We start from the raw sequence: 13,107 nt of genomic DNA, 5'->3' as shown, positions 1-13,107 counted from the left end.
GTTGACGCTCGCGATCGGTTACGAGGACAGGCGCAGGACGAAGCAAGGGCATCGAAAAAACCAGAGTAGATCACGAAGTTTGCATCTTACAACGCGCTCTTCAGAAACGGTATTAGGATTTTCATCCTGCGGTACTAGACTGCAAAAATATGAAGTACGTATCGCTAACGAAAACAGTGGAACACCTTGAAAAAATAAGCAAAGTATTCTGGGCGATAACGGGCGCCACACTCATCATCGTATTAGGCTTTGTCGACGTCGTAACAGGATATGAGCTTTCCTTTTCACTATTCTATTTGGTCCCCGTCTCCTTGCTTGCCTGGTTTGCTGGAAAGCGATACGGGATTGCCGCGTCGATCGCCAGCGCTGGCGCCTGGCTCAGCGCCGACGTCTTATCTGGAAATCATTACTCAGAAACGATCATCTATTTTTGGAACTCGGCCATTCGATTTGGCTTTTTTATTATCGTCACACTGCTCTTGGTTGAACTGAAAAAAGCACTTGAACATGAACGGATCTTATCCCGCATTGATCGCTTGACCGGCGCCGCCAGCGTTGACTTCTTCTACGAGCTACTGCAAGCGGAAATAAATCTTTTTCAAAGATATCGGCAGCCTTTTACCCTAGCCTATGTCGATCTTGATAATTTCAAGGCCGTCAATGACCAGTTTGGCCACAGCACGGGCGACCGAGTGCTTAACACCGTAGTGACGCAGACCAGGAAGGAATTGCGGAAAACAGATATTGTGGCACGGCTGGGTGGCGACGAATTCGCAATCCTGTTCCCGGAAACCGACCAAAGGGCTGCGCAAATTGCGCTGTCAAAAATCCAACGAGGGCTACTGAACGAGATGTTAAAGAACAATTGGCCTGTGACATTTTCGATCGGCGTAGTCACATTCAATGCCACACCAAACACCGCCAATGAGCTCATTAAAATGGCAGACGACCTGATGTACGCAGTAAAGAAAAACGAGAAAAATGCAATCCGTTATTCAGTTTATGCCGGCTAACGCCAACGGGGCCTTGATCATCGCTCCGGCCATCGGCGCTCCCGGCGCGGAGCGCCGGACACCGGCGTGACACCGCTTGAGCGGTGTCACGAGAAGATTTCTCACGGCAGCAACCGCCCCGACACCCGCGCCAGAAAGCGCCCGGTGCTGGACAGTTGCTGGCGCAGCAGCGCCCAGTCCTCTGCGCGTTTGTGCTCATCCAGGCAGCGCAGCAGGCGCACCCGGTCGGCCGCACCCTGGCGCTCCAGCAGGGCGGCCCACAGCGTGTCGGCGACGTTATAGACGCGCCCCTCGGCCAAACACACTGGGATCGCATCGGCCAACGGCACGGCCAAGTCCTCCGCCACCGCCTGGAGTGCGGCGCGGATGTTGGTCGCCTTCGGCCCCTGGGGATTGGTGAGGTCATAAGGCGGCTGCCAGTCGCGCGGCGGGCGCAGCAGGTCGATGTGGCTGACTGCGATGAGCAGCGGCGGCGGGTGGTGATCCGCCCGGGCGGCCCAGAGTGTACGCAACCGGTCCAGCGTCTCCCGCTCCACCTGGCGATCCGCCCGGTTGGCGGCGGTAACCCAGAGCACCAGGTCCGCGCTGGTCGCCAACCGGTCCAGCGCCTTGGGGGGCAGGGCGGCGGTGTCGCAGCCCGGGGTGTCGAAGACCAGCGCGGCGGTGAGTCCAGCGTGCTCCAGCCGATAGGGTGCAACGGTCCCATCCAGGTCCGGCAGCACGTCCGCCGGGACCGTCAGTTGGCCGAAGAGTGCATTGATCAGACTCGACTTGCCGGCATTGGCGCGGCCCAGGACCAGGATCCGTAATGGCTCGGCGGCCAGCTCCGCCGCAACGGTCGCGGCCTGCTCCAGGTCCTCCCGGGAGGCCGGCGTGACCGTGGTGTCGGCGTCGTCGCTGAGGGTCAGGCGCCCGCTATAGAGCTCGATGGCGTAATAGCCGACCTTGCGGATGTACTCCTGGAGCAGCCAGCGGTGCAGGTCGGACCAGGCGGCCCCGAATGACTGGCGGCGCAGCCGCTCCCAGGCCTCGCTCAAGACCGCACCGGCCGGGTTGAAGACCAGCCGGCCGGCCCGGTACAGGTCGAGCAGCCGCCCCGCGGTCGCCTTCCAGCGATAGGCGCGCATCAGGTCGCCCAGGGTCAGCCGGTGGCTGAGCGGAAGTTGCCCGGCGACCTCAGTGCGCAGGTCACGGGCGGCGCGTTCGACGATCAGGAGCAGGTGCGGCAGGGTCAGCTCCAGCAGTGGCCGCTCGACCGCCGGGTGATAGATGCGCGCCACCGTTTCCAATGCCTCACGCCCCAGGTCCGGGAGCCGGGGATTGTCGGTGAGCGGCCAGTCCTCCGGTCTAACCCCTTGGGCCATCGACTCGATGGCGTCCCAGGCGCTCTGGGAGCGCGGCGGCCATTGCGGATCGGGGGCGGTCTGGGCGCCGGCCAGCAGGCGCCCGTCGCGCCGACGCAGCCAGAACTGGAAACCATAGCCCGCGGCGCTGCACGCCACCATGCCGGCCAACCACCACGGGAGGTTGCCGCTACGCCACAGCCACAGCAGCCCCAGCGGCAGCAGCGCCGCCACCGGCATGGCCCACAGCAGCAGGGCAATCAGGCGCAGACGGTCGGCGCGGGTCAACATGTCAGTCGGCCTTTCCGCTTTTCGTCGCCCCGGCGGTGGTGTTGCTCGTGATCAAGCGGGTGCCGGTTACCAGGGCCTCGGAGTAGATGCGTCGCAGGGTCCCCGGATCGATCCGCTCGCCCAGCCGACGGCGGCCAAAGTAGTAGCAGGCGGCCTTGCCCAGGGCAAAGGTGGTCGCCCCGCTGGCCGTCGCACCCCAGACGGCCCCCAGGGTCTGACCCAGATAGGGGACGAGCTTGACCAACTCCCGACCGACGAAACGCGTCAGATAACTCACGCCCACCCCCACCCCCAGGAAGCCCAGAAACTCGGACACCTCACGCCCGCCCCAACCCTGACCATAGATGGCCGCCAGGCTGTGCAGCAGCTTGGCCTGCACCGCCGGCACCGCGACCAGGTCCACCAACGGCAGGGCGCCGACCGCGGCCGCCGCCGTCGCGTGACCGACGATGTGTGGGTGGGCCGCGCGGGCGAAGGTGTCGCGCACCCCCGCATCGGCGCACAGTAGCGCCTTCAGCCCCAGGGTCGAGACCTCCCCGATCGCCGCCCACAGGGCCTCCAACCCGTAATTGGCCGGCTCCAGTCCGTCCTCCGGCAGGGTCAGGTCGACCGGCACCCACTGCGCCGGCGACGCCCCGGGCAGCGCCCCCAGGGCCTCGCGTTGCGCGAGCAGCGCGCGGACCAGATCGGGTGGCACCGCGGGGGGCCAGGGCTGCCGGTCATAGGGATAAGGCCGGAGGTGCCCGGCGTCCGGCGGATAGGCCTCATGCAGACCGGTCTGGGCGATGAGGACCGGCCAGTGCGGGTGGCGACGGCGCACCGCGCCCAGGACCGTGAAGATCGACTCCTGGTTGAGATCGCTCGCCTTCATCACCCCCAGCACCAGATGGGCCTGGGACTCGCAATAGCGGATGTCCTCGGTCGGGTCGTAGGCCACCTCGCCAAGACCGCGGGTGTCGAGAAAGCGCACCAGCGGGGCCTCGGACGGGAAGTCGTAGAACCGGGCGGTGCGGGTGCAGGGCCGAAAGCCGGTGCCGATCTCGGCGTTGGGACTCCCGGTCAGGGCGCGGATGATGGAGGTCTTGCCGGCCTGGGCCTTGCCGACCAGCCAGATGACCGGCAGGGGTTGACGCTCCCGCGCCCGGCGCAGTGCGGTCTCCAAGGCCGCGTCGTCCACCCGCGGGTGCAGCAACCGCTCGCGCAGTCCGCGCCAATCCTGATACCAGCGCTGCTTGGGATCCTGGGTCTGATTCACGCGCACCTCGGGTCAAGGATGGCCATCACGGGTTGCTCCGCTCAGAGGCCCAAGCGGCGGCGCAGCAAATCGAGCGCCTCGGTCTGGCTGGGGGCGCCCATGCAGTCCTGGATCAGGCGTGGGTCCAAAGCGGGAAGGAAGCGACTGCGGGCGGCGGCCCGATAGCCGTCCTCCCCCAGGGCATAGAATCGCAGGCGGCCATCTTGCCAAATCCAGACCTCGGGCACGCCGAGCCCGCGATAAACCGGGAGCTTATCGAGTCCTCCATGGGTCCAGACCACCTCGATGGCGAAGTCCGGCAGTGTCGGGGGACTGGTCAACGGGCCGACCAGATAGCACTCGTCGGCCTCGGCACCCCGTTGTTGTTGCTCGCAGCGCAGCGTCCAGGAACCGAAGCCTTCCAGCGCGATACCGCTAAGGCCGGCGTAGAACTCGATCAGGCGCCCCAGGCGGGTCTTCAGGCCCTCGTGTTCAACGGATGGCGACATCAGCTCCAACTCCCCTTCGAGATAGGTCAGGCGTGGCACCGCGCGTTCGCCGCGCAAGTCGAGGAGTCGCTGGTAATCGCCCCAGGCGACGCCGCTGAACCGGACCCGTTGGTCAACCAAGGCGGGGTCCGGCGCAGCAGTCGGGGTGAGGAGTCTGGCGGCAGTGGCGGCCATGGGATCGCCCTCGCGGTTGGGAATGGGGTTCAAGCGGGATGCATCGCGGAGCCTAGCACAAAGCAAAGCCGACGCCTTGCCCGGGCTCTGTGTAAGATGCCGCCCCAGGACGGGCGAGGTCGCGCACGCGCCGCCGGCCCGGACCTGATTGGACCGCGGGCACCCGGGCCGTGGGACCTTGAGCGATCACGGTTGGAGAGCACCAGTGCTATTTGCCTACAGAATCCAAGACCAGATGACCGAGGTCATCGATGACCCGGAGCGCCTGCTTGAGGCCGCCTGGATCGACGCGGCCGAGCCCACCGATGAGGAATACGCGCTGATCCGCTCCCTGGTCCCCCACCAACTGCCGGATGACGACGACGCGGACGAGATCGAGGCCAGCACCCAGACCTACATGGACGAGCAGGGCATCCACCTCTCCACCCTCTTCCTGCACCGGGTGGAGGGGCGCCCGGAGAACACCAGCGTCAATGTGATCTGTACCCGGGAGCGCCTGATCACCATCCATGACCGGGACGTACCCGCGATCCGCCTGATGCGCATCCGGGTGCGCCGCCGGCCCGAACTGCTGAAAGAGCCCACCGGACTCCTGGCCGGACTGTTCGAGACCACGGTGCAGGACTTGGGCGATACCCTACAGGAACTCTATCGCGACCTGGAGCAGACCAGTTACCGTGTACTGGAGGACCCGGACGCGGACCTGGGGGAGGCCCTGGAGCGCCTGGCGGGCCATGAGAACCTCAATGGTAAGGTCCGCCTCTGCCTGATGGACGCGCGCCGCGACCTGGCCTTCGTGTGGCGCAGCGCCCAGGCGTCCAAGCCCTGCGCCAAACGGATGAAATATCTGCTCTCCGAGATCGACGCACTGCTGCCGCACAACAATTATCTGTTCGAGAAGGTCACCTTCCTGCTCCAGGCGGCCCAGGGCTTCATCAACATCGAGCAGAATAAGATCATCAAGATCTTCTCGGTGGCCGCCACCGCCTTCCTGCCGCCGACCCTGATCGCCAGCATCTACGGCATGAACTATCAGCACATGCCGGAATTGAACTGGGAGTACGGCTACCCCTTCTCGCTGCTGCTCATGGCGATCTCGGCCGTGCTGCCGATCGCCTATTTCAAGCGCAAGGGGTGGTTGTAGTCATCAACCCGCTTGCCCGCAATACCCGCCGCTCGATCGCATCGGTCAACACCTGATCGTCGCCCGGGCGGACCAGGGCGGAATGAGATGGGTCATGGCCTAACAGCCGCGATTTCGACATAGCCAATGAGTTCTGCCGAGTAGCTGCCATCGCCATTCGCCGCGCCCTTGTGCCTGAGCTCTCGTTGCAGGGTCGGCTCAACGATACGCGTGAACAGGTCGCTCCGCTCATCCGGCTGCAATGTCGGCGAGGTGTCCGTGGCGAGCAGCCAGGTTTCGCACTGGCGCTCGACCGCTGGAACCCGGGTGCCGTCCCGCTTCAGCGCGATTGGCTGGATGAAGACCCGGCGCTCTCCACGACCGGCGGATGTCTCGACCATCCACAGCGACAGCAACACCGTTGAGTCCAGATCACCCGCCACGGCGATACCGATCTCCTCAGGCGGCTGGCTCCGCCAGCGGCCCAGCTCTTCTTGCACCAAGGGGTGATCCAGCCCCATCAGCTCCAAGTCGTCCCGGTCGGTGGCAAGGTCACGATTCAGCGTGAACCTGACGCGGTGCGTACCCCCGGCCTTCACTAAGTCATAGGTCTCATCGTCGACCTTGACCAGCCGGTGCCCCCGATCCAGAACCGCAGCGGACAGGAACCTGACCAGCCGTTCCAGGCTCGACGAGACGTCGGAGAAGGGCTTGTAGTCGTCCAAACTGAAGCCGTCAAGGTCCTGGAACAGATCGAATACCACCGCTCGCGCCTCGCGCGAGTTCGACAGGGCGGCCTCAAGCTCCACCTGGGTGCGCTTAAGCTCAGGATCGGACAGGGCCTCCTGATACAGGCGGTCGTAGTTGAGCCGCTCGGAGAGCTGGCCCAGGATTTGTGCCCGCAGGTCCTCGGCAATGTTGCCCTGATCGTCCACCTTGCCGACTGTGCGCGCAATTTCCGTCAGCTTTTCATCCAGCAGCAGGAAGATGCGGCCCTCAATGGTGTCCGACAGTACCAGGTTGTAGACCTGCGCAGTGGAGTTCTGACCATAGCGGTGGATGCGACCGATCCGCTGCTCCACGTCCATGGGGTTCCATGGCAGATCAAAATTGAACAGGATGCGGGCGAATTGCAGGTTAATGCCCTCACGCCCCGCCGCAGTACAGACCAGGACGCGTGGTCCGTCTTTCTGGCGGAAGCGGCGCTCGGCTGCCACCTTGGCCCCGTGATCGCCGCCGCGCAGCACCGCCACGCCCTGGCCCGGGAAGGTCTGGTCGATCTCGCTGGCGATCAGGTCCACCGTGCCCAGATAGGTTGCGAATACGACAATCTTCTCGTCCGGGTTCTGCCGCCACAGGGTCCCCAGGCCGTCGAGCAGTTTTTGTGCCTTGGTCTCACGCTGCTGCGGGAAAATCCGCAGCAGGTCGCCGATGCGCATCCGCTCCTCGGGCAGATGCAGGTCCACCACCGCGGATGCCGCCTCCTCGGCATGAGTCGCCGTGTATTCACTGCCGTAGGGGTCGGAGGCCATTTCCAGCGCATCCTCGTCCAGCTTCTTGACCAACCGGTACTTCAGATCGGCCAGCACACGATCCACCTCGCTGCGGCCGATGGCATCGCGCGTGATCCCGAACTCCACATGGATGAGCTCACGGGCCTCATTGAGCAGGCGCTCCCGGCCCTCAATGTCGAGGTCCTTGTCGCGCAGAAGGGCCTCGTGTAGCGTGAGCATTAACAGACGGCGCTTCAGGGTCCGGCGCACGGCGGCGAAACTGGAGGCCGCAATCTTCTGGAAGATGGCCATCAGAAAGCCCAGGGCACGGCCCTTGTTGCCCTGGCGGCGCGCGAGATCGAAGCCGTCCTGCAGGTACTCGCGCAGTTGTTCGTAAAAGAGGCGTTCCTGAGCGCCCATCAGGAAGGATTCGGTATGGACCCAGCGGCGCGCGAACAGCGGTGAACCGTCCGGTTGACAAGCGTCGGCCTTGGTCCGCCGGAACATGACGGTGTTCAGGCGATGCCGGTTTTCGAGCATCTCCTCCGGGCTGCCAAACAGCGTCGGGTTCAGGAGTTGGGCCAGCATCCAGAACTGAAAGTGGTTGCCCTGGTGGGGTGTGGCGGAGAGCAGCATCAGGTCGCGCGAGTGATCCTTCAGCGCCTCGGCCAGCTTATAGTTCTCGGTCTTGCGAACCTTGCCGCCCATCCGGTAGGCGGCCAGATGGTGCGCCTCATCGAACACCACCAGGTCCCAGCGGGGGGCGTCCAGCAGTCGCTTGATGCGGGCGGGGCGTTTCAGGGTGTCAATGCTGGCGATCAGCCGGTCGTGTTTGGCGAAGGCGTTGGTCTTGCGGTCGGTGATGTCGCCCTCGGAACCGAAGACCTCAAAGTCCAGATTGAAGACGTCGTTGAGCTCTCGATGCCAATTGTTCACCAATCCCGCGGGAACCACCATCAGCGCCCGGACCAGTTCTCCGCGGCTGGCCAGCTCCCGCAGGATCAGCGCGGTCTCGATGGTCTTGCCCAGGCCCACCTCGTCTGCAATCAGGTAGCGTCGGGGGAAGGCGGTGGCGATCCGGTGGGTCAACACCACTTGGTGCGGGAGCAGGTCGATCCGGGCGCAGGTCAGGGCCGAGGCGCTTTCCATCACCGGCAGCGCATGGGCCTCGTAGGTGAGCCACGCCTTCTGGGCTCGATCTGCGCCGCCTGCCACGGCGCGCAGGATACGTTCCGTACGCGTAAGCTGGCGGCGCACTGATCCAACCGGAACGCGGCGCTCGCCGGCACTGAAAAAGGCACGCAGGTAACCATCGCGAACGGCGTCAAGGACGACACCTTGTCCGTACTCGTGGTGGAGTATCCGTTCGCCGGGTTGAAACTGGGGTTCGGTTTGAGCTTCCAAGCACTGGTCTCAGGTGATGCGTAGGTGGAACAGCCCAACCGGCTTGGCGCCCTCGCGCAGCAGGACCTCCTGCGGATAATCGAGCGCCTCGCCCCACAAGACGCGGCCGAAATCCAAGGCTTCTTGGCCGTGCGGGGCAGAGCAACGCCAGGTTACCGCCTCGGTGGCCGGATTGACCTTGATCCGTCCCTGGCCAGAGGGCAGCCAAAAAATGAGGGCCACCTCCCCCTCGTAATGGGACTGGAACGACAGGATGGCGTCTTTGATGACATCGCCGAGCCAGGCCTCGGCGTCCTCGGGCGTCAGCAGGTCGAGGCAGCCCTCCAGTCCCGCGACCACCAGGGTGCTGTTGTCGTTGCTCGGCAGGTCTTCAGGCCAGTGGCCCACGGCACGTAGAAACTGACGCAGACTCCATACCTCGCGGGCCGCGCAGACCTGGTTGCGCGCCTCCTCGTCCCAGATCCAGCTGGTGCCGCGGCGTTGCCACACCGTATCGATGAGATACCTCAAGATGAACTCCCGCCCGTGTCCACCAGTCCGGCTTCGATCGCCTCCAGAAACTGCTGTGCATCCTGGATGGTGTTTCCGGCCGTAACCTCATCGATCGGACTGCCGGTGTAATCGGCCAGCAACCGCAGGTCGGCGGCGCGATTGAACGCCTTCCCCAAGGCCAGCGGCACGCGCCCGGACTTCACCCAGTGCAGGCTGAACGCGGCGATAAGACCGCTGTGACTCTTACCCGACGTTGCGCCGGTACCGAGCGATAGCAAGCCGGCGCGCGCTGCGTCGAACATCGCGTAATAGGCCCGATTGCAGGCCCCTTCGGGATCGCCTCGCTCCAGCAGCAACTCGGCCGAAGCCAGTGCCCGGCGGGCCTTGACGAGCAGCTCGTCGGGTGTCACAACGGCACCCCCTCGCGCTGGATAGCCGCGATCAAATCCGGATTCGGAAAGGTCTCAGGGACGTCCCAGTCGTCTTGCCACAAGGGCAGGGGCTGGATATGGATACCGGTCTCCAACAAGACGTCATAAGCCAGATCGTCCAGCGCTAACTTGGCGGGTATGAAGGCGCCGTGCGGACCTTTGAGCAGCAGCGCGATATCGAGATCGCTGTCTGGGCGGGCGTCACCCCGCGCCCGGCTGCCGAACAGCCAGGCCTGGCGGAAGGGGTAAAGGCGCGCTACCGTATCGAGAAAACGCCTTGCCGCGTCGAGCGTCAGCGAGTCAGGTATCATGAATAATCCTCGCTCGCAAAGAGATCGCCCTGTCGGGGCTTGACGGCCTGGGTTGCCGCCCAGGCGTTGTAGATCACGGCGGCGCGGGTCGCGGCATTCCGGGTGGGTTGGTCAGGGCCGTGTTTAATCAGCCAATCCAAGAGCGCCTTGAGGGCGACATGCGGTTTGAAGTTCTCGTTCTTCAGCGTGTCGGAGGCGTTGATGCCGCTGCCGTCGAAGCAGGCCCCAACCAGTACCAGCGCCTGGTCCAGGTCGGCGGTCAGTTTACGCTTGTGCTTGCCTGACCAGTCACGGGCGAAGTCGAGCGGGTTCGTACGGGTAAAGACCTTGTTCTTCTCGTTGCACCAGCCACGTTGCACGAATTCGTCGGGTGTGGTGATAGAGCCCTTGAGGAACTTCTGCAGTTGGTCGCGCTTAACCTCGTTGGCGTCGCCGAAGGTGCGCAGGAACTGGCGTGTCATGGGCTCTGCGTTGACCGGTGGTGGTTCCTTGCCCTTGTCCGCGTCCTCGTCAATGAGCTGGTTGATGCCTACCAGCGCATCCTTGACCGAGATCGGCCGCCCCTCGTCGACGTAGACCTTGCCGTAATGGCGCGAGAAGTATTCCAGCGCCTTGCCGCGCCGAATCACCTGGAGGTCCGCGGCGGGCAGACCCTGCTTGGCGTGGTTTTCGAGCATACCCTGCAGTTGGCGGACATCGGCCATCACCTCACGGCGCATCCGGCCCCAGCTCACAGGTTGTGGTTCTTCGGTTCTCTTGCGGCAGACGTGGATAATGTCGTATTCGATCTGCTGGGATCCGAAAGTTCCCGGCTTGCTCCCTTCTCCCTTGGTCTCGTCAGAGCGAATCGGATAGGTCGCTTCGAGATAAAAACCGGCGTCGAACAACGATTCCAACACTGCTACCCAAGGTTCGTCCTCGCTATGATGGAAAGTAAAAGCGAGTATACCGCCAGGCTTGAGTATCCGCTGGGTCTCGCGCCAGCACTGCGTAAGCAGACGCTGATAAAAGCCGTCCGGGTCATCGGGTTCGCGGGCGCGATTAGCAACCGCCTCCAGCGACTTAGGGGTGTAGTCTGCACCGAATATCGTCGGATAGCGGTCCTTCAGGACAAGTCGCAGCCAGACATGGAAAAAGTCTGACAGCTCAGAATAGTGCAGCAGGCCACCGAAGGGCGGATCAGTGATGACAAGATCGATGCTGGAGTCCGGCAGCTGCTTTAGGTCGGTGGATGAACCGCATGTAAGTTCGGCCGTGCCGACCGGATCGCTGGGGAAGACCTTTTCGCTCTTTCCAGAAATGGCGCTGGCCGTCTCGGGATGCAGGCGATTGAGCGTTTCAGCGCTCACTGCTTCCCAGGGTTGATTGGCCCATTCGCGGCCTTCGAGAATTGGGGGAAAGGCCGATGACCAAGGACCGTAGCCGACTGGAGAAAAGACACCAACTTCGATGACTGTTGATTTTGGGTGGAAATTGTTATTTGAAAGCGCTGGTGCAAAGTGATCTTTAGTGATGTGCCAGAAGGCGAAATTATTTAGATTTCGCAGATAGTTCTGAAATGCCCCAAGTACAAACTCCCTCGTTTCCCACGTATAATCTCCAAGCGTCACCATCGCCTTCAGGAGTTGCGCATGAACCAGAAGTTGGCGGGAATTGAACATGGTCCACCAATGAGTGAATCCGTGATTCGGTATCCCACCATTATTCATGTGTGTCATGAATCCGAAGGGAACCTCACTCTTTGGCCAATAATCCGCAAGTTCTTCGCGTTTTCTTGACTCCCACTCCGAGAGAGCCGCATTATATTGGCGCACCATCCGCTCATCGAACGGTGCGAAAAATCGCCCACCATAAGCCACGCCGCCCGCATTCCGTTTTGGCGAATAGCCCTGAATCGCATAGCTCGCCATCGGCCCGGTCTTGCCGCTCGCCTTCACGCTCGCCAGGACATCCTGCACCGTGCCGCAGCTACCGCACGCGAAATGCGACTTTCTAGGAACCGTCCCACCCGCCTTGTCCGTCCGGAAGGTGACGCCCGTCTCGGGACAGGTCACCTCATCAGGCAGCGCACCACGCACCTCCAGCAGCCGGATACACGACGCACGTTCATGATTCCACCGCGCAGAAGAAGTTGCATCGTCCTGGGCCGATCCGCCGAACGGTTGACCATTGGCATCTACTTTCGGGCTGCCAGCGAGCCATTGCGGATGCACAAGCAGACTGATTTCGACTTTCTTGTTCTTTCCCTTGCCAAGGTTGGCGAGTGCGGTGTGACCGCAGTGAGGACACACAACTCCCTTCTTCCGGTCAAGTACGGAGAACGGGTATTCTGAAGAAGCTACGTAAAGCGGCACATCGGGAGCCATCCGCGCGGCCTCTTCTTCAACGTGGAATTCACCACGACATTTTCCGCAACAGTGCTCCCAGTGTTTGACACTTATCGTCTTTATCGCCATCACCGGGCTACTCATGATAGGCGTCCGTTGCCCACATCCCGTCACCTGGCATGGACAATGCTTTGCCGAAAAGGTGTAGATGATCTCCGGCCCTTCGTAGCTATACTCGCGCCGCTCCTCTGGATTCAGCGCCAGCGGGTCGAATGCCTCGTCCTCGACCCGACCGGTCGGCAGATGCGTCCACTTGCCCTTCTCACCGTTGGGTCCGTCACAGCAGTAGAAGGGCATAATCTGCGGCTTGACCTCGGCCTCGATGTCGGCGAGCAGGCGCTTGACCTCATCCAGGTCGACATTGGCCAACTCCTGCTTGACGACGAACCAGGCGACCGGGTTCAAGTCGTTGCCGATCATCTGCATCCCGAGCCGGGAGCCCTCCACCAACGTGGTCCCGCCGCCCATGAAGATGTCTGCGACCTTCAGGTGCTTGAAGGCGCCCTTCTTCTGGTGATTGGCGTAGTAGTTGTCCCACACCAGCTTAGCCGCGTGGGAGGGGTCATCCGGGGCCTTGGTGGCCGCTGCAATCAACATGGAGCGGAAGACGCTGGAGCGCCGCCGTGCCCACCATTTTGACATCTGATAGATGGGTTTGCCCGCGTTGCCTTCGATGATCGCCACCTGATTGACGGGCAGGATCGGAAAGTCCACCTCCAGACAGGTCTTCGGGCGATTAGGGTCGTTGAAATCGACGGTTTCCAGCGCAACGATTTTGCCTGCCCCAACGGCCCGGGCGACTTGTTGTGCGAGGATCTCTTTCTTGGTAGCCATCAGGCGAGTCCCAGGTTCGGAAAACTGACCAGAATGACGTCGCCGCGTTCATCGTTCATTGTCAGCGT

At 62.8% G+C, this 13,107-nt stretch carries 10 protein-coding genes; 2 read left to right on the top strand and 8 right to left on the bottom strand.

Features of this window, described 5'->3' with window-relative positions; genetic code table 11:
* Positions 1-149: 149 nt before the first annotated feature.
* Entirely contained in the window at positions 150-1,013 is an 864-nt protein-coding gene (locus tag QZX93_RS09720) for a GGDEF domain-containing protein (RefSeq protein WP_295391555.1), read from the top strand.
* A gap of 101 nt (positions 1,014-1,114) precedes the next feature.
* Here QZX93_RS09720 and QZX93_RS09715 read toward each other — a convergent pair whose 3' ends face one another.
* From QZX93_RS09715 to QZX93_RS09705, 3 genes are read right to left on the bottom strand one after another with little or no spacing between them, the layout of a single operon-like run.
* Positions 1,115-2,647 carry a GTPase gene (locus tag QZX93_RS09715; RefSeq protein ID WP_295391553.1) on the bottom strand — a complete coding sequence of 511 codons (1,533 nt, stop codon included), beginning with the start codon at positions 2,645-2,647 and terminating at the stop codon, positions 1,115-1,117.
* Between the two features lies 1 nt (position 2,648).
* The gene (locus QZX93_RS09710) at positions 2,649-3,902 is read right to left on the bottom strand and encodes a GTPase (protein WP_295391551.1); all 1,254 of its coding nucleotides are present in this window, start codon (positions 3,900-3,902) and stop codon (positions 2,649-2,651) included.
* A 41-nt stretch (positions 3,903-3,943) separates the two neighbouring features.
* Positions 3,944-4,597, bottom strand: coding sequence for a Uma2 family endonuclease (locus tag QZX93_RS09705; protein ID WP_295391549.1), 654 nt, complete (start codon positions 4,595-4,597; stop codon positions 3,944-3,946).
* A 172-nt stretch (positions 4,598-4,769) separates the two neighbouring features.
* Here QZX93_RS09705 and corA point away from each other — a divergent pair, with 172 nt between their 5' ends.
* Entirely contained in the window at positions 4,770-5,708 is a 939-nt protein-coding gene (gene corA, locus QZX93_RS09700; RefSeq protein WP_295391548.1) for a magnesium/cobalt transporter CorA, read from the top strand.
* Positions 5,709-5,800: 92 nt separating this feature from the next.
* Here corA and QZX93_RS09695 read toward each other — a convergent pair whose 3' ends face one another.
* The 5 genes from QZX93_RS09695 to QZX93_RS09675 are packed head-to-tail and all read right to left on the bottom strand — an operon-like array spanning position 5,801 to position 13,039.
* Positions 5,801-8,584, bottom strand: coding sequence for an SNF2-related protein (locus tag QZX93_RS09695; protein ID WP_295391546.1), 2,784 nt, complete (start codon positions 8,582-8,584; stop codon positions 5,801-5,803).
* 9 nt (positions 8,585-8,593) lie between these two features.
* On the bottom strand, positions 8,594-9,094 hold the full coding sequence (locus QZX93_RS09690) for a hypothetical protein (RefSeq protein WP_295391543.1): 501 nt from the start codon (positions 9,092-9,094) through the stop codon (positions 8,594-8,596).
* Positions 9,091-9,486: a HEPN domain-containing protein gene (locus QZX93_RS09685; protein ID WP_295391541.1), complete on the bottom strand. Its 396-nt coding sequence runs from the start codon at positions 9,484-9,486 to the stop codon at positions 9,091-9,093. Before QZX93_RS09685 ends, QZX93_RS09690 begins: the two co-directional genes overlap by 4 nt.
* A complete protein-coding gene (locus tag QZX93_RS09680) occupies positions 9,483-9,818 on the bottom strand; it encodes a nucleotidyltransferase domain-containing protein (RefSeq protein WP_295391539.1) in 336 nt (111 codons plus the stop codon). The genes QZX93_RS09685 and QZX93_RS09680 overlap by 4 nt, the downstream gene beginning before the upstream one ends.
* A complete protein-coding gene (locus tag QZX93_RS09675; RefSeq protein ID WP_295391537.1) occupies positions 9,815-13,039 on the bottom strand; it encodes a hypothetical protein in 3,225 nt (1,074 codons plus the stop codon). Before QZX93_RS09675 ends, QZX93_RS09680 begins: the two co-directional genes overlap by 4 nt.
* Positions 13,040-13,107: the final 68 nt, after the last annotated feature.

Origin of the sequence: uncultured Thiodictyon sp. (assembly GCF_903946935.1) — a bacterium.
Taxonomy (GTDB): Bacteria; Pseudomonadota; Gammaproteobacteria; order Chromatiales; family Chromatiaceae; genus Thiodictyon.
Note: the sequence above shows the minus strand (reverse complement) of the source record. Positions and strands in the feature narration are given on the sequence as shown.